This window comes from Pseudarthrobacter sp. NPDC059871, assembly GCF_042731175.1.
Lineage (GTDB): Bacteria > Actinomycetota > Actinomycetes > Actinomycetales > Micrococcaceae > Arthrobacter.
Window position 1 is genome coordinate 55432 of sequence record NZ_JBHWJV010000011.1, and the last position, 25255, is coordinate 80686.

Sequence of the window (25255 nt, forward strand, 5' to 3'; positions counted from 1 at the left end):
CGCAGGCCCACCCGGCCGAAAGGGGAGACCGGCTCCCCGAAGAACTTCAGGCGCCCGGCGCAGCCGGCCCTTCTAAGAACAGGCGGAAAAGCATAGCCATGCAGGACCTTGGAACCATCAGCCCCAGCCTTGAGGAATTCCGGGAGCTGGCCGGCCACAGCCGGGTCATTCCGGTACGACTGAAGGTGCTGGCGGACGCCGAAACCCCCATCGGCCTGTACCGCAAGCTGGCGCAGGGCCAGCCCGGCACGTTCCTGATGGAATCCGCTGCCGTGGGCGGCACGTGGTCCCGCTACTCCTTCATCGGCGCGAATTCCCGTGCCACCCTCACCACCATGGACGGCCAGGCGCACTGGCTGGGCGAACCGCCGGCAGGCGTACCCGTGGACGGCAGCCCCGTGGACGCCATCCGTGACACCATCGATGCCCTCCGCACGGACCGGTTCGACCGCTTGCCCCCCTTCACGTCCGGGCTGGTGGGCTTCCTCGGTTGGGAAACCGTGCGGCACTGGGAGCGGCTGGTGAGCCCTCCCGAGGATGACCTCCACCTGCCGGAGATGGCGCTCAACCTGGTCACCGACATGGCCGTGCACGACAACGTGGACGGTACTGTCCTGCTGATCGCCAACGCCATCAACTTCGACAACAGCACCGAGCGCGTGGACGAGGCCTGGCACGATGCCGTGGCACGGGTCAAGGCGCTCCTGGCCAAGGTCAGCACCCCCGTGGTGCAGCCGGTCTCGGTGCTTGCCCCCGCCGCCCTGGACTTTGCCTCCAGTGTCCAGGAACGCTGGGATGAAAACGACTACCTGGCGGCGCTTGACCGGGGCAAGGAAGCTATCGTTGACGGCGAAGTGTTCCAGGTGGTCATCTCGCGCCGGTTCGAAATGGAGTGCAAGGCCTCCGCGCTGGATGTGTACCGCGTGCTGCGCAACACCAACCCCAGCCCGTACATGTATATCTTCAGCCTCGAAGACGCCGACGGCCGGGAGTACTCCATCGTGGGGTCCTCACCCGAAGCCCTGGTGACGGTCACCGGCGAAGAGGTCATCACGCACCCCATCGCCGGGTCCCGGCCCCGAGGTAAGACGGTCGAGGCTGATAAGGCCCTGGCGGAGGAACTGCTCGCGGACCAGAAGGAACGCGCCGAACACCTCATGCTGGTGGACCTCTCGCGCAATGACCTCTCCAAGGTCTGCGTTGCCGGAACCGTTGACGTCACCCAGTTCATGGAAGTGGAGCGCTTCAGCCACATCATGCACCTGGTATCCACCGTGGTGGGCCAGCTGTCACCGGTTGCGAAAGCCTACGACGTCCTGAAGGCGACATTCCCGGCCGGTACGCTTTCCGGCGCCCCCAAGCCGCGGGCGCTGCGCCTGCTCGACGAGCTGGAACCGCACCGCCGCGGCATCTACGGCGGTGTGGTGGGCTACCTGGACTTCGCCGGGGACATGGACATGGCCATCGCCATCCGCTCCGCCCTGGTCAGGGAAGGCCGGGCCTATGTCCAGGCCGGCGGCGGCATCGTGGCAGACTCCGTGAACCCCACCGAAGCACTCGAGACCGTCAACAAGGCTGCCGCCCCACTGCGGGCAGTGCACACCGCCGGTTCCCTTCATGACATCACGGCCGACTCCCTGCCCGGCGGCGATTCCTGATGCCTGACCCGAGCCCCGTACCGGACCAGGCAGTGAAAACCCGGAAGGCAGCTCCGGCGTGGGCGCGCAAGTCCACTGTGGTGCTGCTCATCGCCGTCCTTGCGCTGGCTGTCTTCGGCACCACCACCCAGACGTGGATGACCGTCGCCCTGGACCCCAGCCAGGCCGGCGCGGGGCAGGAGCCGTTGCAGGTCCAAGGCAGCCAGGCTGCCACCGCGGTGACAGCCCTGGCCCTGGTGGCCCTGGCAGGCGGGCTCGCCGCATCCATCGCCGGCAGGATCGCCCGCTGGATCATTGCCGCCATCATCCTCCTGGCCTCGGCCGGCATCGTCGCTGCGGCGGGGACGGTTCTGGCCGACCCGCTGGCAGCTTCGCAGGGATCCATCGGCGCGGCGACGGGCGTCACCGGCACCCAGGCCCAGGTGGCGGTCACCGCTTTCCCGGTGCTCGCCGTCGTGGCCGGTTGCCTCCTTGCCCTGGGCGGGCTGCTGATCCTTCCTGCGTCCCGCCACTGGGCCGCACGGACCAAATATGACGCCCGCGCCGTGGCCGGAACCGCGGCGGCCAGCGGCCCCGTGGATGAGATCGACAGCTGGGACAGGCTCTCGCGCGGCGACGACCCCACCTGATCCGGCAGATGGCCGTCGGTCCGGGCCGCAGGGCAGCGGGCCGGTTCCGGATCACCGGCCAAAAAATGGCAGAATGTAAGCAGTATCCACCCTGAGGAGATTTTCCATGAGCAAAGCACCTGCGTCCGTTTCCAAGTCCGGCACCCGCCAGGTAGCCCCGGGCGCCATTGACCACAGCCAGGAGCTGGGCCACGGCAACAGCCCCGCCGCATGGACCTGCGTCATCGTCATGCTCGTCGGTGCACTCATCATGTCCATCGCCTTCGTCATCGCCAACACCCCCATCTTCATTGCAGGTGGCGTGGTCATGGTGGTGGGCCTGCTCCTCGGTTACGTCATGCGCAAGGCAGGTTACGGCGTCGAGGGCAGCAAGCTCAAGAACTCCGGCCACTGATGGCAACTGTTCTCGACGACATCAACGCCGGTGTCCGGGAGGATATGGAGGCCAGGAAGCGGCTCGTTTCCCTGGCTGAACTGAAGGACCTCGCGCAGGCTGCTGCGCCCGCCCGTGACGCATGGGCGGCACTGGGCGGACCCTCACCGTCGCGCGACCAACTCAAGGTCATCGCCGAAATCAAGCGGCGGAGCCCCTCTAAGGGGGACCTCGCCAGTATCGGCGATCCGGCCTCCCTCGCACGGCAGTACGCCGAGGGCGGTGCCGCCGTCATCAGTGTCCTCACCGAACAGCGCCGGTTCAATGGCTCCCTTGCCGACCTTGATGCCGTCCGCGCCGCCGTCGACATCCCGCTGCTGCGCAAGGACTTCACCCTGGATGAGTACCAGATCTGGGAAGCCCGGGCGCACGGTGCGGACCTGATCCTCCTGATCGTCGCAGCGCTGTCCGACGCCCAACTGGCTGATTTCAGCGCGCTCAGCCACGAGCTCGGCATGAACGTCCTCGTGGAAACGCACACGGAAGAGGAAATCGACCGTGCCGCCGCGGCAAACGCCCGCATCATCGGCGTCAACGTGCGCAACCTGAAGACGCTCGACGTCGACCGGTCCGTTTTCGCCTCACTTACGGGCCGGATTCCGGCCGGCGCAGTGGTGGTGGCCGAGTCCGGGGTCCGCGACGTGGATGACGTCACGCACTACGCGGCCAGCGGCGCCAACGCCATCCTGGTGGGCGAGGCCCTGGTCAGCCATTCCACGCCGTTGGAGCGCATCGCGGAGTTCACCGCCGCCGGTGCCGCCGCCATCGCGGCCCGGGGCTGACCGGCACACGACTGACGGCGCCCGCGGGGCTGCCGCAGCCGGTCCGTGGGCGCGGTACAACGGTCCGGGCGGCCCAGCCCGGACCCATACTTTGATCGAACTACTGGAACAGGACGGGACTGATGGCCGACGCACCTTCAGGAAACGCTGACAACAAAGCCGCAGAAGCATTCCTGCAGGACGGCTCCCTCCGGCACGCCCCGGGGCCGTACTTCGGGTCCTTCGGCGGACGCTGGATGCCTGAATCGCTCATCGCTGCCCTGGACGAGCTCGAGGAAACCTTCGACAAGGCCAGGAACGATCCAGATTTCAGGGCGCAGATCGCAGACCTGAACAAGAACTACTCCGGCCGGCCCTCGCTGCTCACCGAAGCGAAGCGCTTCTCAGAGCACGCTGGGGGAGTCCGCGTCTTCCTCAAGCGCGAAGACCTGAACCACACCGGTTCGCACAAGATCAACAACGTCCTGGGGCAGGCGCTGCTGGCCAAGCGGATGGGCAAGACCCGCATCATCGCCGAGACCGGCGCGGGGCAGCACGGCGTTGCCAGCGCGACGGCCGCAGCCCTGCTGGGACTCGAGTGCGTCGTTTACATGGGCGCCGAGGACTGCCGCCGCCAGGCGCTCAACGTGGCCCGCATGGAGCTGCTCGGCGCAACGGTCATCCCCGTCACCAGCGGCTCGCAGACCCTGAAGGACGCCATTAACGAGGCCCTCCGCGACTGGGTGGCCAACGTGGCAAACACCCACTACCTGCTGGGCACCGCCGCGGGCGCCCACCCGTTCCCCGCCATGGTCCGCTACTTCCACGAGGTCATTGGCGAGGAAGCCCGCGCCCAGATCCTTGAGCAGACCGGCCGCCTTCCGGACGCCGTCTGCGCCTGCATCGGCGGCGGTTCCAACGCCATCGGCATTTTCCATGGCTTCCTCGACGACCCGTCCGTCAGGATCTATGGCTTCGAAGCCGGCGGCGACGGCGTCGAAACCGGACGGCACGCCGCCACCATCACGCTCGGCAAGCCCGGCGTCCTGCACGGCGCCCGTTCCTACCTCATGCAGGACGACGACGGCCAGACCATCGAGTCCCACTCCATCTCCGCCGGACTGGACTACCCCGGCGTCGGACCGGAGCACTCCTACCTGTCCGACATTGGCCGGGTCAGCTACGAGCCCATCACCGACAGTGAGGCAATGGAAGCGTTCCGCGTCCTGTGCCGCACCGAGGGCATCATCCCCGCCATCGAGTCGGCCCATGCCCTGGCCGGCGGCATCAAGGTGGGCCAGCGTCTCGCCGCCGAAGCGGCTGAAGCCGGCGAATCTGCCGCGGACAAGATCATCATCATCAACCTCTCCGGACGCGGTGACAAGGACGTGGCCACCGCGGCTGAATGGTTCGACCTGCTGGACAAGGATTCCGCCGAATCGGAAATCGGCAAAGAAGGGGAACAGCTGTGAGCAGCGCACAGGCGGCCAACAAGGCACAGACCACCAGCAAGTCCGCAGCAGCCATCGACAAGGCCCGCGCCGAAGGCCGCGCCGCACTGATCGGCTACCTCCCCGCCGGGTACCCCACCGTGGAGCAGACCATTGCCGCCGGCATCGCGCTGGCCGATAACGGCGCGGACCTGATCGAGATCGGCATCCCGTACTCGGACCCCGTCATGGACGGCCAGGTCATCCAGGCCGCCACCACCGAGGCCCTGGCCAACGGCTTCCACGTCCGGCAGGTCTTCGACGTCGTGGAAGGCATCACCAGCAAGACCGATGCCGCCGTCCTGGTCATGACCTACTGGAACCCAGTGGTCCGGATGGGCGTGGACGAATTCTCCCGGCGCCTCGCCGAGGCCGGGGGAGCAGGGCTCATCACGCCGGACCTGATTCCGGACGAAGCCGCCGAATGGTTTGAAGCGTCCGACAAGTACGGCCTGGACCGGGTGTTCCTGGTAGCGCCGTCGTCCACCGCCGAGCGTATGCAGCGCACCGTCGACGCCAGCCGCGGCTTCGTCTACGCCGTGTCCATCATGGGCGTCACCGGAGCGCGCACCTCCGTGAGCTCCGCCGCCAAGGACGTCGTGTCGGCCGCCCACGCCGCCGGCGCCGAGCGGGTCTGCGTCGGACTGGGTGTCTCCACCGCCGACCAGGTCCGCGAGATCGCTGCGTACGCCGAAGGCGTCATCGTGGGCACCGCACTGGTGGCAGCCGTGCGCGACGGCGGTGTTGACGCCGTCGCGGCCCTCACCAAGGACCTCAGCACCGGCCTGGCGCGGGAAACCGGCAACGCCGGGGAAGAAGCCTAAGCGGATGCAGGCCCTCCTCGCCGCCGTTGAACTGGCGCCCACCCTCGTTCCCGCCAGCATCCCCAGCCCCGGCTGGTCCGGATTCGACATCCCCCTGCCGTGGGGTTCCCTCCGCATCCACGCCTATGCCCTGTGCATCCTGGCCGGCATCATCGCGGGCCTCTGGCTTACGTCCGTCCGCTGGGCAAAGCGCGGAGCCCCGGAAGGCAGCGTCTGGGACATTGTCATCTGGGCCATCCCCTTTGGCATCATCGGCGGCAGGCTCTACCACGTGTTCTCTTCCCCGGACGCCTACTTCGGCCCGGGTTTCGACGGCACCGGAGACCTCTCGCTAATTCCGCAGATCCAGCGCGGCGGACTGGGCATCTGGGGTGCCGTGGTGCTCGGAGTTGTCGGTGCCTGGATCGGCTGCCGGCGCAGCGGCGTCAAACTCTCCGCCTTCCTGGACGCCGCAGCACCGGGTCTGCTGCTGGCCCAGGCCCTGGGCCGTTGGGGCAACTGGTTCAACCAGGAACTCTTCGGTGGACCCACCACCCTGCCCTGGGGACTGCAGATTGACGCGGACAACCCGAACTTCCCCGCCGGCGTCCCGGCGGACACCCTGTTCCACCCCACCTTCCTTTACGAATCGCTGTGGAACATTGCCGGCGTCGTGATCCTGCTCGCCCTGGACCGCCGCTTCAACTTCCGCCGCAGCCGGCTCTTCTGGCTTTACGCGATGTACTACACGCTGGGGCGTGTGTGGATCGAGGCGATGCGCATTGACGATGCCGAGCAGGTGTCGCTGTTCGGGATCACCACGCGGCTGAACGTCTGGACCAGCATCCTGGTCTTCGTTGTGGCGCTGGCGGCCTTCATCCTGCTGGGCCTGAAGAAGCGCACGGAGCCGGACACGGTGTACCTTCCGGGACGGAAGCCCGCGGACAAAGCGGTGGAAACGCCAGCGGACGCGGATGCGCCGGAACGCGTCACGCGCACAGATGAAGAGGTCCGTGATGCGGACTCTGTTGTCTCAGATAGTGAATCGCGTGATAATCTCCCTGATAACCAAAGCGGTTCCAGGCCTGCTTCCGTCCCCGCGGAGAAGGCCCAGGCAGCACCGGCCGGCGGCAAGCCGAGCACGGACGCAGCGGCTTCCGGACACTCCGGCAGCACGGCCACCGGAACGGCACCGGAAACCGGCAGCAGCAAGTAGGGCGCCGGCCAAGGCAGGGCAGCAGAGCCACCGCTCGAAGGGCCCGAAACCACAACGTCGTGGCATGGGGCCGAACTTGGACAGCATAGAGCTGCCGTCCGGTGAGGCCCTGGGCAGGGGCCTGCGTAACTGTTAGTTCAGCAGGCCGGGCTGACCTACAATTTCCAGTAAATAACACTTTGTTGTGCCCATCACAGTGGCGCCGACGAGTGGGGCCAACGGTGTCCCTTCCATACGCACGATCAGGAGGAAGGACGTCTCCCATGACCCAAACTCTTCACACTCCCAGCTGGTCCGAACCGGATCAGCCCGAGGCCGCCATGTCGCCGTTTAAGCGCTTCGCGGCCCTGCCGGAGGCCGCCGGGCTGTACAACCCGGAGCAGGAGAAGGATGCCTGCGGTCTTGCGATTATCGCCACCCTCCGCGGCGAACCCGGGTATGACATCGTCGATGCCGCGCTCACGGCGCTGCGCAACCTCGAGCACCGCGGCGCTGTCGGCGCCGACGAGGGCACCGGTGACGGCGCGGGCCTGCTGATGCAGATCCCGGACGAGTTCTTCCGGGCCGTCACCGAATTCGAACTGCCGGCACCCGGCCAGTACGTCGCCGGTACCGCTTTCCTTCCGGCTGAACAGCGCGAGGCCGACGCCGCCAAGGCCGGTATCGAGGGCCTGGCCGCTGACGAGGGCCTCACCGTCCTCGGCTGGCGCGAAGTGCCGGTGGTCGCCGACCTCGTCGGAGCCATGGCCCGCGCCTGCATGCCGTACTTCTCCCAGCCGTTCTTTGCGTCCGCCACCGGCGAGACCCTTGAGCGCAACGAGCTCGATTCCCGAGCCTGGCGGATCCGCAAGCGTGCCCAGAACAAGTTCGGCGTCTACTTCCCGTCGCTGTCCTCCCGGACCATCGTCTACAAGGGCATGCTCACCACCGCCCAGCTGGAGCCGTTCTACCCGGACCTCTCGGACAAGCGCTTCAAGACCAAGCTGGCGATCGTCCACTCGCGGTTCTCCACGAACACGTTCCCGTCCTGGCCGCTCGCGCAGCCGTTCCGCACCATTGCCCACAACGGCGAGATCAACACCGTCAAGGGCAACCGCAACTGGATGCGCGCCCGGCAGTCGCAGCTGGCCAACCCGCTGCTCGGTGACTCGCCGGAAGAGCTGTACCCCATCTGCACCCCCGGCGCCTCTGATTCCGCGTCCTTCGACGAGGTGGCCGAGCTGCTGTGGCTTTCCGGCCGCCCCATCACGCACTCGATCATGATGATGATCCCTGAGGCCTGGGAAAACCACGCCACCATGGATCCGGCCCGCCGCGCGTTCTACGAGTACCACTCGCTGCTGATGGAGCCATGGGACGGCCCCGCTGCAGTGTCGTTCACGGACGGCAACCTTGTGGGTGCCACGCTGGACCGCAATGGCCTGCGCCCAGGGCGTTTCTGGATCACCGAAGACGGCCTGATCGTCTTCGCGTCCGAGGTGGGCGTCATCGACGTCGAGCCTTCCCGCGTGGTCAAGAAGGGCCGTGTGTCCCCGGGCAAGATGTTCCTGGTGGACACCGACGCCGGCCGCATCATCGATGACGAAGAGGTCAAGGCCGAGGTGGCCGCCGCCAACCCGTGGGCCGAGTGGGTCAAGGACAACCTGATCGACCTCAACGAACTGCCCGAGCGCGAGCACGTGGTGCACACGGCCGCGTCCGTGAACATCCGCCAGCGGACCTTCGGCTACACCACCGAGGAACTGAAGATCCTGCTGGGCCCGATGGCCCGCACCGGTGCCGAGCCGCTCGGCGCCATGGGTTCCGACACCCCGGTGGCCGTGCTGTCCAAGCGCCCGCGCCTGCTGTTCGACTACTTCGTCCAGTCGTTCGCGCAGGTCACCAACCCGCCGCTGGACGCCATCCGCGAAGAACTGGTCACCTCGCTGACCTGTGCGATCGGCCCCAACGGCAACCTGCTGGACACCAAGCAGGTCCGCCAGCCCCAGGTCCAGCTGCCGTTCCCGGTGATCAACAACGACCAGCTCGCCAAGATCGCCAACATCGAAAGCCCCGAAGGCGACCGCTTGTCCATGAAGGTCCGCGGCCTCTACCGCCCTGAAGGCGGCGAGAACGCGCTCCGCGCCCGCCTCACCGAAATCTGCGAGCAGGTTTCCGGTGCGATCAACCGCGGCGTGCAGTACATCGTGCTGTCCGACCGTGACTCCAACGCCCAGTGGGCGCCTATCCCGTCGCTGCTGCTGGTCAGCGCCGTGCACCACCACCTGCTGCGCAGCGCCAACCGCACCAAGACCGCACTGGTGGTCGAGGCCGGCGACGTCCGCGAGACGCACCACGTTGCAGTCCTGATCGGCTACGGCGCGTCCGCTGTGAACCCGTACCTGGCCATGGAATCCGTGGAGCAGCTCATTGCGGCAGGCGACGTCACCGGCGTGACCCCGCAGGACGGCGTCTACAACCTGATCAAGGGCCTCGGCAAGGGCGTCCTCAAGATCATGTCCAAGATGGGCATCTCCACCGTGGCCTCCTACACGGGTGCGCAGACGTTCGAGGCCCTCGGCCTGGGCCAGGACCTGGTGGACGAATTCTTCGCCGGCACCCACTCCCAGCTCGGCGGCGTCGGCCTCGACGTCATCGCAGCCGAGGTTTCCGCGCGGCACCAGATGGCCTACCCCGAGGGCGGCATCGAGCAGCCGCACCGCCCGCTGCTGGGTGGTGGCGAATACCAGTGGCGCCGCGACGGCGAACCGCACCTGTTCAACCCGGAGACGGTCTTCCGGCTGCAGCACGCCACCCGCGAACGCCGCTACGACATCTTCAAGGCCTACACCAAAGGCGTGGACGACCAGTCCACCAACCTGATGACCCTGCGCGGCCTGCTCAAGTTCAAGGACGGGCGCCCCGCCGTTCCGCTCGAGGAAGTGGAGCCCGTCTCCAGCATCGTCAAGCGGTTCTCCACCGGAGCCATGAGCTACGGCTCCATCTCCAAGGAAGCGCACGAAACCCTGGCCATCGCCATGAACCGGCTGGGCGGCAAGTCCAACACCGGTGAAGGCGGCGAGGACGTGGACCGTCTGTTGGATCCGGAGCGCCGCTCCGCGGTCAAGCAGATCGCCTCCGGACGGTTCGGCGTGACCAGCCTCTACCTGACCAACGCCGACGATATCCAGATCAAGATGGCCCAGGGTGCCAAGCCCGGCGAAGGCGGCCAGCTGATGGCGCAGAAGGTCTACCCCTGGGTGGCCCGGACCCGCCACTCAACCCCCGGCGTGGGACTCATCTCGCCGCCCCCGCACCACGACATCTACTCGATCGAGGACCTGGCGCAGCTCATCTACGATGCCAAGCGTGCAAATCCCTCGGCCCGTGTGCACGTGAAGCTCGTCTCGGAAGTCGGGATCGGCACCGTGGCGTCCGGCGTGACCAAGGCGAAGGCCGACGTCGTACTCGTCTCCGGACACGACGGCGGCACCGGCGCCTCGCCGCTGAACTCGCTGAAGCACGCAGGTGTTCCCTGGGAGCTCGGCCTTGCCGAAACCCAGCAGACCCTGATGCTCAACGGGCTGCGCGACCGCGTTGTTGTCCAGGTGGACGGCCAGCTCAAGACCGGCCGCGACGTTGTCATCGCTGCGCTGCTGGGCGGCGAGGAGTTCGGTTTCGCCACCGCTCCGCTGGTGGTGGAAGGCTGCATCATGATGCGCGTCTGCCACCTGGACACCTGCCCGGTGGGCGTCGCCACCCAGAACCCCGAACTGCGGGCCCGCTTCAGCGGCAAGCCTGAGTTCGTGGTCAACTTCTTCGAGTTCCTGGCCGAGGAAGTCCGCGAGATCCTGGCCGAGCTTGGTTTCCGCAGCCTCGAAGAGGCCATCGGCCACGCCGAGGTCCTGGACACCCGCGAAGCTGTTGACCACTGGAAGGCCGACGGGCTGGACCTGGATCCGATCCTGCACGGCCTCGAGTTCGACGACGACGCACCGCTGCGCAACATGACCGGCCAGAACCACGAGCTGGACAAGCACTTCGACCAGCGCCTGATCACCATGGCCACCGAAGCGCTCACTGACCGCAGCCCGGTGAAGATCACCGTGGACGTCATCAACACCGACCGGTCGGTGGGCACGATGCTGGGCCACACCGTCACCAAGGCGTTCGGCACCGATGTGCTGGCCACGGACACGATCGACATCACCCTGAACGGCACCGCCGGCCAGTCGCTGGGCGCCTTCCTGCCGGCAGGTATCACGCTGCGGCTCTACGGTGATTCCAACGACTACGTGGGCAAGGGCCTTTCCGGCGGCCGGATCATCGTCCGCCCGGACCGCACCAACGTGTTCAAGGCGGAGACCAACGTCATCGCCGGCAACGTCATCGGGTACGGCGCCACCAGCGGTGAGATGTTCCTGCGCGGCCAGGTGGGCGAACGCTTCCTGGTGCGCAACTCCGGGGCCACCGCCGTCGTCGAAGGCATTGGCGACCACGGCTGCGAGTACATGACCGGCGGCCAGACGCTGATCCTGGGCCGCACGGGACGCAACTTCGGTGCCGGCATGTCCGGCGGAACCGCGTACGTCCTTGACCTGCGGACCACCCGGGTCAACAAGCAGGCCCTCGAATCCGGCGAGTTGCAGCTGCGCGAACTGGACGCCGAGGACCGCGATATCGTCCACGGGCTGTTGGTGAAGCACATCGAGGAGACCGACTCTCAGCTGGCCGCGCGCCTGCTGGAGAACTTCGATGACACCGTTGCCCGCATTACCAAGGTGCTGCCGCGCGACTACGCGGCCGTGCTGCAAACCCGTCTTGACGCCATCGAAGAGGGCCTTGACCCCGACGGCGAAGAAGTTTGGTCTCGAATCCTGGAGGTGACCGGTGGCTGACCCACGCGGATTTCTGAAAGTACGCCAGCGTGAAACCCAGCCGCGCCGTCCTGTTCCCGTCCGCATCATGGACTGGAAAGAGGTCTACGAGGCCCAGGAGAAGGGCACGCTGAAGGCCCAGGCGGGCCGCTGCATGGACTGCGGTGTTCCGTTCTGCCACCAGGGCTGCCCCCTGGGCAACCTCATTCCCGAATGGAACGACCTCACGTGGCGGGACAAGGGCGAGGAGGCCATCGAGCGCCTGCACGCCACGAACAACTTCCCGGAATGGACCGGCCGGCTTTGCCCTGCCCCCTGCGAAGCGTCCTGCGTGCTGGGCATCAACCAGCCCGCAGTGACCATCAAGCAGGTTGAGGTCTCCATCATTGATGAGGCTTTCGACAACGGCTGGGTCAACCCGCTGCCGCCGCACCGGCTCACCGGCAAGACCGTGGCAGTCGTCGGGTCCGGCCCTGCCGGGCTGGCCGCTGCCCAGCAGCTCACCCGCGTGGGCCACACCGTTGCCGTCTACGAACGGGACGACAAGATCGGCGGCCTGCTGCGGTACGGCATCCCCGACTTCAAGATGGAAAAAGAGCAGGTGGACCGCAGGCTCGAGCAGATGAAGGCCGAGGGCACCCGCTTCCGCACAGGTGTTGCTGTTGGTACCGACGTCACCTGGGAACAGCTGCGCCGCCGGTACGACGCGGTGGTCATCGCCACCGGTGCCACCGTGCCGCGCGACCTGCCCATCCCGGGCCGCGACCTCGACGGCGTGCACTTCGCCATGGATTACCTGGTTCCGGCCAACCGCGCAGTGGCAGGGGAGTCCATCGAGAACCAGATCCACGCACAGGGCAAGCATGTGGTGATCCTCGGCGGCGGCGACACCGGTGCGGACTGCCTCGGCACTGCGCACCGCCACGGCGCCGCATCAGTGACCACGCTGGCCATCGGCAAGCAACCGCCGGCCGAGCGTGCCGGCCACCAGCCGTGGCCCACGTTCCCCACCCTGTTCGAAGTTGCCAGCGCCCACGAAGAAGGCGGCGAGCGTACCTACCTTGCCTCCACCATCGGGTTCGTTGGCGAAAACGGCAAGCTGACCGGCGTCAAGGTTGCCGAAACCGAGTTTGTTGACGGCAAGCGTCTGCCCAAGGCCGGCACCGAGCGGGTTATCCCCGCGGACCTGGTGTTCCTGTCGCTGGGCTTCACCGGCGCAGAGCCCGCGAACATCACCGAACAAGTGAAGGCCGAATTCGACGGCCGCGGCAACGTGTCCCGCGACGGCTACTACATGACGAACACCGAGGGCGTCTTCGTTGCCGGCGACGCCGGACGTGGCCAGTCCCTGATCGTCTGGGCGATCGCGGAAGGCCGCGCCGCCGCTGCGGCCGTGGACAAGTACCTGATGGGCAGCACTATCCTGCCGGCGCCGGTCGCGCCGACGGACCGCGCCATCGCTGTCCTCTAGCCGCCGTCCTCCAGCGGTGCATGGAGGGTTCACCTCCTCGACAACTTAACCAATGCAAGTGACCAATAGGGTAGGTATATGAGACGCGCAAAAATTGTGGCGACATTCGGTCCGGCCATCGCCAGTTACGAGAACACCCTGGCGGTGCTGGAAGCCGGCGTTGACGTTGCCCGCATGAACATGAGCCACGGCGACTACACCGTGCACGACAACACCTACGAGAACGTCCGCAAGGCCGCTTCGGACCTGGGTAAGCCGGTTGCCATCATGGCCGACCTGCAGGGTCCCAAGATCCGCCTGGGCCGCTTTGTCGATGGCCCGCACGCCCTGGCCGTGGGTGACATTTTCACGATCACCACCGAGGACGTTCCCGGTACGCAGGAGATCTGCTCCACGACTCTGAAGACCCTGACCGAAGACGTCAAGGTGGGCGATGCCCTCCTGATCGACGACGGCAAGGTGGCGCTGCGCGCCATTGAGGTGGACGACGTTAAGGTCGTGGCCGAGGTAACTGTGGGCGGCATGGTGTCCAACAACAAGGGCATCAATCTGCCCGGCGTTGCCGTCAACGTTCCTGCACTGAGCGAAAAGGACGAGGAGGACCTCCGCTGGGCTATGCGCCGCGGTGCCGACCTGATCGCCCTGTCGTTCGTCCGCGACGCGCAGGACATTGTCCGTGTGCACGAGATCATGGACGAAGAAGGCCGCCGCGTACCGGTGATCGCCAAGATCGAGAAGCCGCAGGCCGTAGACCAGCTTTCCGAGATCATCGACGCGTTCGATGCCATCATGGTGGCCCGTGGCGACCTTGGCGTGGAACTGCCGCTCGAGGAAGTTCCCATCGTGCAGAAGCGCGCCGTTGAGTTGGCCCGCCGCTGGGCAAAGCCGGTCATCGTGGCCACCCAGGTGCTCGAATCCATGATCGACAACCCGCGCCCCACCCGCGCCGAGGCCTCCGACTGCGCCAACGCCGTACTCGATGGTGCCGACGCCGTCATGCTCTCCGGTGAGACCAGTGTGGGCAAGTACCCGATCGAAACCGTCAAGACCATGGCCCGGATCATCGAATCCACCGAGGTCCACGGTTTGGAGCGCGTTCCCCCGCTGGGGACCAAGCCCAAGACCCGTGGCGGCGCCATCACCCGTGCCGCCGTCGAAATCGCCGATCAGCTGGACGCCAAGTACATCTGTGCGTTCACGCAGTCCGGTGACTCGGCCCGTCGCCTGTCCCGCCTGCGTCCCATCAAGCCGGTCTTCGCGTTCACCCCGGTGGAGCAGGTCTGGAACCAGATGGCCCTGACCTGGGGTATCCAGCCGGTGCTGGTGCAGATGGTGGACCACACCGACGCCATGACCGCGCAGGTGGACCGCAGCCTCTCCGACATGGGACTCGTTGAGGACGGTGACCTGGTGGTCATCGCCGCCGGTTCCCCTCCCGGAAAAGCGGGTTCGACGAACTCGCTGAAGGTGCACAAGGTGGGCGACCTCGCCGACTCCACCCGCGCGGGCGAACTCATCAGCAACAAGGAAAAGCTCGGCCCCTGGCCGGAAAAGAAGAAGAAGGCCTAGTACTTCTGAACGGAAAAGGACCCCTGCCGGCTGGCAGGGGTCCTTTTCGCTTTGGTGCGGCCCGTCGTAGATATCGCTCCGGGCCTGGTCCGGCTAGTTGACCTGGTTGATGATGGTCTCGGCGACCTCGCGCATGCTGAGGCGGCGGTCCATGGAGGTCTTCTGGATCCAGCGGAAGGCCTCGGGCTCGGTGAGGCCCATCTTGGTGGTGAGCAGGCTCTTGGCGCGTTCCACGAGCTTGCGGGTGGCGAACTGCTCCTGGAGGTCGGACACCTCGCTTTCGAGGGCCTTGATTTCCTCGTGGCGGGAGAGAGCGATCTCGAGGGCGGGGATGAGGTCCGCGGGCGTGAAGGGCTTGACGACGTAGGCCATGGCGCCGGCGTCGCGGGCACGCTCAACCAGTTCCTTCTGGCTGAAGGCGGTCAGCAGTACCACCGGGGCGATGCGTGCCTTGACGATCTTCTCCGCAGCTGAGATTCCGTCCATGACGGGCATCTTGACGTCCATCAGGACCAGGTCCGGCTTGAGTTCCTCGGCCAGCTGTACGGCCTTTTCGCCGTTGTCCGCCTCACCGATAACGTCGTAGCCTTCGCCGCGCAGGATCTCGATGATGTCGAGGCGGATGAGGGTTTCATCCTCAGCCACAATGACGCGGCGCGCGGGCTGGGATGTGGATTTGGACTCCGTCTGTTCAGTCACGGGATCTCCTTGGAGGGGTACGGCGGGACATCACTATCTTAGGTGCCACCGCGGTTGTTACTTGGACTGCATGGTCAGGTGCGGCAACGGCGGCGCGATTCTGGACTTCAGCCTATCTGCATGTAGAGTAATTCCGCGTACGTGAAGCGATCGCGTTGCTCACAATCAGCTGTGGGCGTACCCGTTGGACTTCACGTATTCCGCGCCCGAGTGGCGGAATTGGCAGACGCGCCGCACTCAAAATGCGGTATCGAAAGGTGTGTGGGTTCGAGTCCCACCTCGGGCACAGCATATTCCCTCGTCAGAGGGTTTTTTGCTTTAACGTGTGGACAAAGCTTGCGCTGGGGCGCTTCTGACGCTGTGGGTGCGGGCTTGGGCCTGGCTGCCGCGAAGCCTATGCAGGTGTGTGGGGTGGCGGGGTCGATGCCCTGGCTGGTGGGCACTCCGCCTGCTGTGACTGGGTTCTTGTGTTTCCTCGTTCCGGGTTTGTTGGGTGGGCCGTTGGTGGCCACACCTCTTCATGTGCCGGGGGAGCGGGAACAACATGACTCGCCGTGATTGCGTGCAGGGGATCCCAGAAGCTGTGTCAGGGCCTGTGCGCGAGTGCTCGGTGCCGCCGTTTGTCCTGCGAAAGAGGGTGTGGACATTGTCCACACTTACATCTGCTTTTTCGAGGACGTGATCATTGGGCCTGGTGTCAGGTTTGTATCTGAGGCTGCTCTCTGGGCATGCGGGGGAAGTGAGTTTCGGGCCCTAACCCGACGGCGTATTCCGAAGTTCTCTGACGTCAGGTTGGGGTGTGCCCCAGCCGGACAATCTCGCGCGTTAAAGCACGATTAGTCGAAGTCGAATATGCACTTTGATCAGGAGCGGCCGTCGGTCATAGGGAGGGGAACCCGCGGCGCCTTAGCGCATCACGGATGCGGTCGCGGCCGTGCAGGCTGGCACGGTCACGAACGCGTCGTAGCACCGACTCTACCCATCCCCGTGGTTGGTCTTGCGATGCGTAGTAGGCGGCTATTCTTTGGTCGTATCTGGCGACGGCTTCATCGGTGGGTTGCGTGTAGCGTTCACGGTGCCGAACGATGTCCTGGGGAAGTCTTGGTTTGATTCCGCCCGTTGCTGACGCGTCGGGGTATCCCAGAGCCAGTCCGACGACCGGGAATGCCGAGGGCGGTAGTTCAAGTGCTTTGGAGAGTTTCTCCGCATGGTTGCGGACGGCGCCTACGTAGACAGTTCCGAGTCCGAGCGACTCGGCTGCGATCACGGTGTTTTGCGCAGCAAGTGCCGCATCGACGAATCCGACGAACGTCGTGTCGATGTAGTTGATCCCTTCGGTCGGACTTCCGTGCCGCTCAGCGATGAGTCGGTTGCGGGCCCAGTCGGCGACGAAAACGAGGAAGACCGGCGCTTGGCGTATGAAGTCCTGATCACCAGAGAGGCTGGCGATCCTGTCCTTGTGGGAGGGGTCCCGTATTTCGATGACGCTCCAGGACTGGAAGTTCGAGGACGTTGCAGCGGACTGCCCCGCGGCGATCAGTGCAGCAATAGTTGGTTCGTCGATGTTGGCGCCGGTGAAACTGCGGATGGACCGGTGGCCGTAGAGAACAGCCAAGGTTTTATTGAAGGGCGCCGAATACCCAACAGTGTCAGTTTCTCCGTATCGGGCAGCGATGAGGCCCTCGGCGGTTGGTGTGATTGTCATGTGCACTCCATGGCGGGGTTGTGGGGCTTTGGCCGTTCTGTTGGATCGGCCGGGCGTTTCCGGCGCTGAACTCTCTTGTTCGTTCGCCGGGAGTCCTAATGGGCCGGTTGCGTCAGGTGGGGTTGTTCGTAGGCGTGCACCGCCGGGACGGGACCGTCGTAGCGTTCAATGATGACCCGGCAGTTTGCGCCGACACTGCCTTGGGAGAGCGAGGAGCTGGCCCAGTCGCCCGTGAGGACGTTGACGTTGCCGGCGATGCAGTCTGCGACGTCCGGAGCTGAGTTATCAAACCACGCGCCGGTGTGCATCTGGACCACGCCCGGGACCGGGTCCGTGGATAGGCGGGCACCGGCCAGGATGCTGCCGCGGGCAGATGATACGCGGACGATGTCTCCGTCCGAGATGCCGCGTTCCGATGCGTCGTCTGGGTGGATGAGGATAGGTTCCCGGTCGCGGATTTTCGTTGCCTGGCTGGCGTCTCCCATGTCGTGCTGGGAGTGGAGCCGAGTGGCGGGCTGGTTGCACATCAGGTGCAGCTCGGAAACCCCGGGCTTGGCGCCAGGTTCGGTGTTGCTGTCCAGCCATGTGACCCTTGGCGGGCAGTCCGCCAGGCCATATCCGGCCAGCTGTTGGCTGAACAGTTCGATCTTTCCGCTGGGAGTATCGAGGGGGTTGGCGATCGGGTCGTTGCGGAAGGCCTGGAAGGCTGCCTCGGCGAACACCGGCGCCGGAAGCGGAAGGCCATCGCCTTGCCAGAAATCCTCGAAGGCCGGGTCGCTGGCTGATTTCCACCTGCTGTAGAGGTGCTCGATCCAGCCGCCGGAGCTGCGGCCTTCCGTGAACGAGTCCGCGGTGCCCAGCCGGGTGGAAAGGGCGGCGAACGTGTCGTACTCGTCCCGCACACCTGGTGGGGGCGGGACGATCCGGTGCATGGGGCGCAGGCTGGTGTCACCTGGCCCTGCGGCTATGTCCTCGCGCTCCAGGGTGGTGCTGGCCGGAATCACGATATCGGCGTGCTTGGCTGTTGGCGTCCAATGCGTTTCGTGGACTACCAGGGTGTCCAGGTTTCCGAAGGCCCGTTGGAGTTTCAGGAGGTCCTGGTGGTGGTGGAAGGGGTTTCCGCCTGCCCAGTAAGCCAGCCTGATGTCAGGGTATTGAAGGAACTGTCCGTTGTACGGGAAGGTTTTCCCGGGGGACAGCAGAAGGTCGGAGATCCGGGCGCAGGGGATGAAATCGGACACTGGGTTAATGCCTTGCGGAAGGGTGGGCAGTTTGTCGGGGGCGGTGCCTCCGGCGTAATCGCCCATTGAACCGTAGCCGTGACCGAACCCACCGCCTGGTAGGCCGATCTGTCCCAGGAAGGCAGCCAGAGTGATGCCGGCGGCCACGGGCTGTTCGCCGAACCGGCTTCGCTGTAGCGACCATCCCACGTTGACGAGGGTGCGCCCGCCGGCGAGTGTCCGCGCCAGCTCCACGATGTCCTCGGCTTTGATGCCCGTGATCGTGGCGCCCCAGCGCGGGTCTTTGGGGACGCCGTCGTCCTCGCCAAGTACGTAGGAAACCACCTCGCGGTGGCCTAGCGTGTACGTGGCCAGGAAATCCCAGTCCGCGAGGTCCTCACTGACCAACACATGCAGCAGCGACAGGATCAGCGCGACATCGGTGGATGGCCGGATGGGCTGCCATGCGATTCCAAGGTCCTCCTGCGTGTCATCCCGAAGTGGTGATACTGAGATGATGCGGGTGGTCCGAGCCGCGTGTGCCATCTCCCCGGCGTAGGTGTGCCGGTCCCGTCCGCCCCCTGTCACCCAGGCGTTGGAGGGGCGCAACCCGCCGAAGGTCAGCAGGATGTCGGTGTTGCGGCGGACGCTGTCCCAGGACGCGGGCCGGTTTCGAAGCTCAATGTCGCCGGCTGAGCCCAGCAGGTAGGGGATGCTGACCAGGGAGGTGCCCCGGCTGTAGGAATTGACCGAGCGCGTATAACCGCCGATCGAGTTGAGGAACCGGTGGACCTGGCTTTGTGGATGGTGGAACCGGCCGGCTGAGCCCCAGCCGTAGGATCCGCCGTAGATGGCCTGGTTCCCGTATTCCTTCCGGACACGGTCCAGTTCGGCCGCGAGCAGGTCCAGCGTGGCGTCCCAGCCGACCTGCAGGAATTCCTCGCCATGGCGGCCGCGCCGGTCCGACGGTCCAGGTCCATTGTCCAGCCAGCTGCGGCGGACCGCGGGGGCCGTAATCCGGGACCGGTGGTGCTGGCTGGTGGCGACGTTTCCGATGGCCGGCGCGGCTGGGTCATCATCGCGAGGCCTGGCCGCGGTGATGCGTTGACCGTCCGCAGAGGTGTCCACCCAGTAGGTGCCCCAGTGGGAAGAGGTGAGTTGCGTTCTCATAGTGCAGCCGCCAATCGTCGGCCGCGGATGGCAGCGGGCACGAATGCACTCCTCATATATCCGGGTGTTGGGTCATGCGAGAACAAGTTCTGTGAGCAGACACTATCCGGATGCCAGGACAACGGAACTATTTGTTTCAGTACACGCATCACGAAAGATCACATTCGGATATGCGATGAGATAAATCGACATTATTCGAAGAGTCCAATGACGCAGCGTGACGAGGAATTTCCGGCCGTGACACTTGGCGTCTGCACGTGAATAGCGGGAATGCATGGGCGCATTTGGTGTGGTCTATTTGTGGCAACACCCCAGCAAATCCCGCTTTGACCGGAGCGCCGGCCCGTCCGGTATCCGCCGTTATGGGGGGGTGCCTTCCGCCTTCGATTCCCGTCCGGAAAGACCATGCCATGGCCATTTCAGTACCCGCTTCGGCGAACCCGCCGGTGTCAGTGCGGACCAGGTTCCGTGCCCCGGTCAGTGTCGCTTTCCTGTTGCGGCGGCTGGGCAGCGCCGCTGTGGCGGTGATAGCCGTCCTCAGCGTGGTGTTTTTCAGTCTGCACCTCACCGGCAACCCCGCTGTTCTGCTGCTGCCGCCGGACGCGCCGCCTGAAGAACTGGCACGGCTGACGGCGCTGATGGGCTTTGACAGGCCGCTTCCCGAGCAGTACCTGAGCTTCCTGGTCCAGGCTGGCACCGGCAATTTTCCTGAGTCCATCCGGTATGGCCAGCCCGCCATGGATCTGGTGGCCCTCCGCTTCCCGGCCACCCTGACGCTGGGCTTGACCGGGCTGGGTGCGGGATCGGCGTTGGGGCTGGTGATCGGTTACAAGTCGGCCGTGTCCAGGGGTAACGGGCGCACACTGCCGGTTACCGTGCTGACGGCCCTCGAATCGATCCCGAGTTTTTTCCTCGGCATCCTGTTGATCCTGCTGTTTAGCATCACCCTGCGTTGGTTTCCGCTCAGCGGCGGCGGTTCCCTGGCGCACCTGGTCCTGCCCTCTCTCGTGATTGCCTTGGCCATCGCCGCTCCCGTTGCAAGGATTTTCAGGGCGACCCTGCTGGAGACGCTGGGCCGGGATCACGTTGTCCTGGCCAGGGCGAAGGGCATCGGGCAGCACCAGTTGGCGGTCCGGCACGTGGTCCTGAATTCCCTGCCGCCGGTGCTGAACACCATCGGCATTCAGGCCGGCGTCGCTCTGGGCGGTGCCGTGGTGACCGAAACGCTTTTTGCCTGGCCCGGCGTCGGCCAGCTGGCCGTCTCCGCCCTGAACGGCCGCGACTACCCGCTGGTTCTGGCCTCAGTAACGGTCATCGCCGTCGGCTTCGTGCTGGTGAACCTGGCAGTAGACATCGCCGTTGCGGTATTCGACCCCCGAGCAAAGGACCGGATCTGACCATGGGAATCACTCTGAGAACGCCCAGGAAGGCAACCGGGGCTCCAACTGCGGCCGCCGCGAGGCCGAGCCTCCGCAGAAACTCTCCGCCGCTGCCCGTGACGGCCGCCATTGCCGTCGTGGGGGTCATCGTCCTCGGTACGCTCGCTGCACCCCTCCTGGCTCCGGGGGGCTACGACCTGCAGGACCTGCCGAACAGGTTCGCGCCGCCGTCGGCCGCCCACTTGCTCGGCACGGATGAATTGGGCCGGGACGTACTGGCCCGGGTGCTGTACGGCGGACGCGCGGCACTGTCGGTAACCGTCTTAGCCACCCTCATTGCCACGGCCGCCGGGGTGGCTGCAGCACTGTCCAGCGTGGTGCTGGGCAGGATCTGGGAAACCATCGTGGGCCGGCTTGCGGATATCCAACTGTCCATTCCGACCATCCTGTTGGCCCTGACCATCCTTGCCTTCGCAGGAAGCGGAGCGCTGCAGCTCGTTATCGTCCTGAGCCTGGGCGGCTGGGTCCTCAGCTTCCGCATCGTCCGCGCCAAGGCGGCAGGGACCATCGACCGGCCGTTCGTGGACGCTGCACGAGTAGCAGGTGCGGGCAGGCTGGCGCTGCTCCTGCGGCACGTGGGCCCGGCGTCCCTGCCGCTGATTGTCGTCGCCACCACGCTGAACTTCTCAGCCATCCTGGTCCTCGAATCCAGCCTCGGCTACCTCGGCCTGGGTATTCAGCCGCCCGTCCCGGACTGGGGGCAGATGGTCGCGTCCGGGCAGGCCCAGCTAGCCACCGCATGGTGGATCTCCCTCTTCCCCGGAGCCGTGATCGTAGCCCTCGTGGTCGGCGTCCAAATCATCGGCGACTGGCTCAGCGACCGTCTCTCCACCAGCCCGGAAAGGAATCCATCATGACCGCCATTGTCGACACCGTGGCAACCACACCCAGGCCGTCCGCGGGCGAACCAGGTGCACCGCTGCTGGCGGTCGAAGGGCTGGGCATCGGCGTGGCCGGGTTCGCCGGCATCGCGGCCCTCGTCTCCGACATCACCTTTACCCTCGCAGCGGGCGAGACGGTGGGGATTGTGGGCGAATCCGGATCGGGAAAGACCGTCACTGCCATGAGCATCGCAGACCTGCAACCCGCAGGCCTGCGGGTCATTGACGGGTCCATCCGGCTCGGGAACCAGGACATCACGGACCGGGACCCTGCACTGCGCCGCAGGCTCCTGCGTGAACACTTCGGCGTGATCTTCCAAAACCCGTCCGAATCGCTTAACCCGCGCCTGACCATTGGGCAGCAACTGGTGGAAGCTTTGTCATTCGGTGCCCTGTCCTTGGGTGCGGCACGCCGGCAGGCGCGTGGGCGCGCCATCGAGCTGCTGGCGCAGGTGGGCGTCCCCGCCCCGCAGCGGGTCTTTTCGGCTTTCCCGCACGAACTCTCCGGCGGCCTGAACCAGCGCGCCGTGATCGCCATCGCCATCGCCCGCAAACCCAAAATCCTGATCGCCGATGAACCCACCACCGCACTCGACGTCCGGGTACAGGCCCAGATCCTGGACCTCATCGACACCATCAAAAGGGACTTCGGTCTTGGCGTCCTCCTGGTCAGCCACGACATGGGCGTCATCGCCGACCGCGCCGACCGTGTACTGGTCATGTCCCAGGGCTCCATCGTCGAATCCGGGCCCACAGCCCAGGTCATCGGTTCACCGCGGCATGCCTACACGAGGGAACTGCTCAGCAGCGTCCCCAGCCTGGCAGCGCCCACCCCGGCCGGCACAGCGGATGCAGGTGAGGAGTCAGAGTCAAAAGCTGTCCTGGAAGCACGGAACCTCCGCCGGACATTCCACACCCGGACCTTTCCACGGAAACTGTCCTCCTCCGTCAAGGCTGTGGACGGCGTGAACCTGACGCTATTGCGGGGACAGTCCCTGGGAATTGTGGGGGAGTCAGGGTCGGGCAAAACCACGCTCGCCCGGATCCTCGTAGGCCTGGACAAGGATTACGACGGCGACATCACCTTCGGCAGGGTCCCGCACCGCACGATGACGCGCACCCAGGCAACGGCATGGCGCCGCAGCATCCAGTACGTCTTCCAAGACCCGTACGCCTCGTTGGACCCGCGGCTGACCGTTGCACAGTCACTGTCCGAACCCATAGAGCTCAGCGGCACGGCCGAGGAAAAATCACGGAGACATGCGCGTGTCACCGAACTTTTGGATGCCGTCCGCCTGCCCCAAAGTTTCGCCTCAAGGCGCCCCTCCGAACTCTCAGGCGGACAGCGCCAGCGCGTGGTCATCGGCCGGGCCCTGGCGCTGAATCCGCGGATCCTGGTCGCCGACGAACCCGTCTCCGCACTCGACCTCTCCGTCCAGGCCACCATTCTGGACCTCCTGCGCGACCTGCGGGCTGAGTTCGGACTGAGCTACTTGGTGATCTCCCACGACCTCGCCGTCATCAAGACGGTCTCGACCCACATCGCCGTGATGCAGCTGGGCCGCATCGTGGAACAGGGGGCCGCTGACGAGGTCTTCCGTAGCCCCCAGCACCCCTACACCCAGGAACTCCTCGACGCTGTCCCCGGCGCCAGGAGCTCCCTCACCACCCTTAAAACCCAGGCCCTGAAAGGACCCCAATGACCATCCACCCCCGCCTGCGGACCCTGACAGGCTTCCTCTCCGTCGCGGCCATGCTGGCCATCGCCGGCTGCAGCAACGCGCTCGGCACACCGGCCGACGCCGGCACCACCAGTGACAAGATCACCCTGGGCATCTCACGCCAGATCACCAGCCTCGACCCGGGAGACGCGGGCTCCCTGGACTCTGACGCCAGCGTTCAGAAGGCCATCTTCTCCGGCCTGACCCGCTACGACGCGGACTTCGTCCTCCATGGCGAATTGGCTGAGAAATGGGCCCAGGATTCACCCACGCAATGGACCTTCACCCTACGCAGCGGCGTCAAGTTCTCCAACGGAGAAGCGTTTGACGCCCCCGTGGCCAAATGGAACTTCGACCGGGTCCTGGACCCAGCCGCAAAGTTCGGCCAGGGCGGGTCGCTGCGCCCCGTGATCGACGAAGTTGAGGCACCGGACGCCACCACCCTGGTCATCCACACCAAGGGCAGCTACATCGACCTCCCCGACAGGCTTTCCAACTTCCTGTTCACGGAGCAAAAGTTCGCCGCGTCCCACAACACCAAAACCGAAACCCTGGGCACGGGCCCCTACGTGCTGGACAGCGTGGACCTGGAAAACGGCGCCAAGCTCACCGCCAACCCCAACTACTTCGGTGACAAGCCGGCGTTCAACAAAGCCGAATACGTCGTCCTGTCCACCGAAACGGCCCGCGTGCAGGCCATCCAGGCAGGAACCGTCGACGCGGCCATCCAGTTCGAACCCAGCGACCTGAAACAGTTCAGCGACAGCACCGACTACACCACCGGAAACCAGTGGAGCACCTGGAACATGAGCCTCCGCTTCAACGAAACCGTGAAACCCCTTGACGACGTCAGGGTCAGGCAGGCACTGAATTACGCCATCGATAAGAAAGCCATTATCCGGAGCATTTTTGGTGCCGATATTGAACCCCTCAAGGGCCAGCTGATCTCCGAGCCATTCGACGCCATAAATCCCGAGCTTAAGCCTTACGAATTTGATCCCGCCAAGGCCAAGGAACTGTTGGCCGCCGCGGGACACGCAGACGGGCTGGAACTCGAACTCGGACTGTCCACAGGAACCTACGTGGCGCAGGATCCGATCGCCCAGGTCATCGCAGACCAACTCAAAAACGTCGGCGTCACACTGAAGATCACCAACCAGCCCTTCCCTGCGTGGGTTACCCGGACGTACTCAGAAAAGGACGCACCGGCGCTCTACTACATCGGCTACACCAGCGGCTACAAAGCACCGGCCGAGCGGCTCCGCATCTTCACGTCCACCGGCTCCCAATCCCACTACGCCTCACCCGAATACGACGACCTCATCAAGAAACTGACCGTGGCAGCCACCCCGGTCGACCAGCAGGCCCTGGTCAACGAGGCCACGGAATTGTTCCGCGACCAGGCGCATGCCGCGTTCCTCTGGCCGCAGCCCCTGACCTACGTAGTCAAAAAGGACGTCAGCTGGAAGCCACGCGCCGAGCACTGGCTGGTCCCACAGGAATTCAGCCCCGCGTCCTGACCGCACCGCAAGCA

Annotated in this window: 17 protein-coding genes and 1 tRNA gene; 15 read left to right on the forward strand and 3 right to left on the reverse strand. The window is 65.5% G+C overall.

Annotation, left to right across the window (positions count from 1 at the left end; all coding sequences use genetic code 11):
• Window positions 1-98 precede the first annotated feature (98 nt).
• The 10 genes from ACFV4R_RS15335 (at window position 99) to pyk (ending at window position 14886) form a co-directional block, all read left to right on the forward strand.
• Window positions 99-1658: an anthranilate synthase component I gene (locus ACFV4R_RS15335; RefSeq protein ID WP_377203229.1), complete on the forward strand. Its 1560-nt coding sequence runs from the start codon at window positions 99-101 to the stop codon at window positions 1656-1658.
• On the forward strand, window positions 1658-2287 hold the full coding sequence (locus ACFV4R_RS15340) for a Trp biosynthesis-associated membrane protein (protein WP_377203230.1): 630 nt from the start codon (window positions 1658-1660) through the stop codon (window positions 2285-2287). The genes ACFV4R_RS15335 and ACFV4R_RS15340 overlap by 1 nt, the downstream gene beginning before the upstream one ends.
• A 106-nt stretch (window positions 2288-2393) precedes the next feature.
• Window positions 2394-2681 carry an HGxxPAAW family protein gene (locus ACFV4R_RS15345; RefSeq protein ID WP_015936888.1) on the forward strand — a complete coding sequence of 96 codons (288 nt, stop codon included), beginning with the start codon at window positions 2394-2396 and terminating at the stop codon, window positions 2679-2681.
• On the forward strand, window positions 2681-3502 hold the full coding sequence (gene trpC, locus ACFV4R_RS15350) for an indole-3-glycerol phosphate synthase TrpC (protein WP_377203231.1): 822 nt from the start codon (window positions 2681-2683) through the stop codon (window positions 3500-3502). The genes ACFV4R_RS15345 and trpC overlap by 1 nt, the downstream gene beginning before the upstream one ends.
• Before the next feature lie 122 nt (window positions 3503-3624).
• Entirely contained in the window at window positions 3625-4953 is a 1329-nt protein-coding gene (gene trpB, locus ACFV4R_RS15355; RefSeq protein WP_377203232.1) for a tryptophan synthase subunit beta, read from the forward strand.
• Window positions 4950-5795: a tryptophan synthase subunit alpha gene (gene trpA, locus ACFV4R_RS15360; RefSeq protein WP_377203233.1), complete on the forward strand. Its 846-nt coding sequence runs from the start codon at window positions 4950-4952 to the stop codon at window positions 5793-5795. Before trpB ends, trpA begins: the two co-directional genes overlap by 4 nt.
• Window positions 5796-5799: 4 nt before the next feature.
• Window positions 5800-6990 (forward strand): prolipoprotein diacylglyceryl transferase, encoded by a 1191-nt coding sequence (lgt, locus tag ACFV4R_RS15365; RefSeq protein WP_377203234.1) that lies wholly within the window; start codon window positions 5800-5802, stop codon window positions 6988-6990.
• Between the two features lie 263 nt (window positions 6991-7253).
• Window positions 7254-11867 (forward strand): glutamate synthase large subunit, encoded by a 4614-nt coding sequence (gltB, locus tag ACFV4R_RS15370; RefSeq protein WP_377203235.1) that lies wholly within the window; start codon window positions 7254-7256, stop codon window positions 11865-11867.
• Window positions 11860-13317 (forward strand): glutamate synthase subunit beta, encoded by a 1458-nt coding sequence (locus tag ACFV4R_RS15375; protein ID WP_091719669.1) that lies wholly within the window; start codon window positions 11860-11862, stop codon window positions 13315-13317. Before gltB ends, ACFV4R_RS15375 begins: the two co-directional genes overlap by 8 nt.
• A gap of 78 nt (window positions 13318-13395) precedes the next feature.
• A complete protein-coding gene (gene pyk, locus ACFV4R_RS15380; protein ID WP_377203236.1) occupies window positions 13396-14886 on the forward strand; it encodes a pyruvate kinase in 1491 nt (496 codons plus the stop codon).
• 93 nt (window positions 14887-14979) lie between these two features.
• On the opposite strand, the gene ACFV4R_RS15385 is transcribed toward pyk, so the two are convergent.
• Window positions 14980-15585, reverse strand: a complete 606-nt coding sequence (locus ACFV4R_RS15385) for an ANTAR domain-containing response regulator (RefSeq protein WP_015936896.1) — start codon at window positions 15583-15585, stop codon at window positions 14980-14982.
• Window positions 15586-15789: 204 nt separating this feature from the next.
• On the opposite strand from ACFV4R_RS15385, the gene ACFV4R_RS15390 reads away from it, so the two are divergent.
• Window positions 15790-15871: transfer RNA gene (locus ACFV4R_RS15390), tRNA-Leu, on the forward strand.
• Between the two features lie 594 nt (window positions 15872-16465).
• On the opposite strand, the gene ACFV4R_RS15395 is transcribed toward ACFV4R_RS15390, so the two are convergent.
• Together ACFV4R_RS15395 and ACFV4R_RS15400 are read right to left on the reverse strand one after the other, a co-directional pair.
• Window positions 16466-17290, reverse strand: a complete 825-nt coding sequence (locus tag ACFV4R_RS15395; protein WP_377203237.1) for an NADPH-dependent oxidoreductase — start codon at window positions 17288-17290, stop codon at window positions 16466-16468.
• Window positions 17291-17385: 95 nt separating this feature from the next.
• Window positions 17386-19680 carry a molybdopterin-dependent oxidoreductase gene (locus ACFV4R_RS15400; protein WP_377203238.1) on the reverse strand — a complete coding sequence of 765 codons (2295 nt, stop codon included), beginning with the start codon at window positions 19678-19680 and terminating at the stop codon, window positions 17386-17388.
• Window positions 19681-20090: 410 nt separating this feature from the next.
• On the opposite strand from ACFV4R_RS15400, the gene ACFV4R_RS15405 reads away from it, so the two are divergent.
• The 4 genes from ACFV4R_RS15405 to ACFV4R_RS15420 all read left to right on the forward strand — a co-directional run bounded on the left by ACFV4R_RS15405 (window position 20091) and on the right by ACFV4R_RS15420 (window position 25241).
• Window positions 20091-21077: an ABC transporter permease gene (locus ACFV4R_RS15405; RefSeq protein WP_377203239.1), complete on the forward strand. Its 987-nt coding sequence runs from the start codon at window positions 20091-20093 to the stop codon at window positions 21075-21077.
• A 98-nt stretch (window positions 21078-21175) separates the two neighbouring features.
• Window positions 21176-21976: an ABC transporter permease gene (locus ACFV4R_RS15410; protein ID WP_377203240.1), complete on the forward strand. Its 801-nt coding sequence runs from the start codon at window positions 21176-21178 to the stop codon at window positions 21974-21976.
• A complete protein-coding gene (locus ACFV4R_RS15415) occupies window positions 21973-23703 on the forward strand; it encodes a dipeptide ABC transporter ATP-binding protein (RefSeq protein WP_377203241.1) in 1731 nt (576 codons plus the stop codon). The genes ACFV4R_RS15410 and ACFV4R_RS15415 overlap by 4 nt, the downstream gene beginning before the upstream one ends.
• A complete protein-coding gene (locus tag ACFV4R_RS15420; protein WP_377203242.1) occupies window positions 23700-25241 on the forward strand; it encodes an ABC transporter substrate-binding protein in 1542 nt (513 codons plus the stop codon). Before ACFV4R_RS15415 ends, ACFV4R_RS15420 begins: the two co-directional genes overlap by 4 nt.
• Window positions 25242-25255 lie beyond the last annotated feature (14 nt).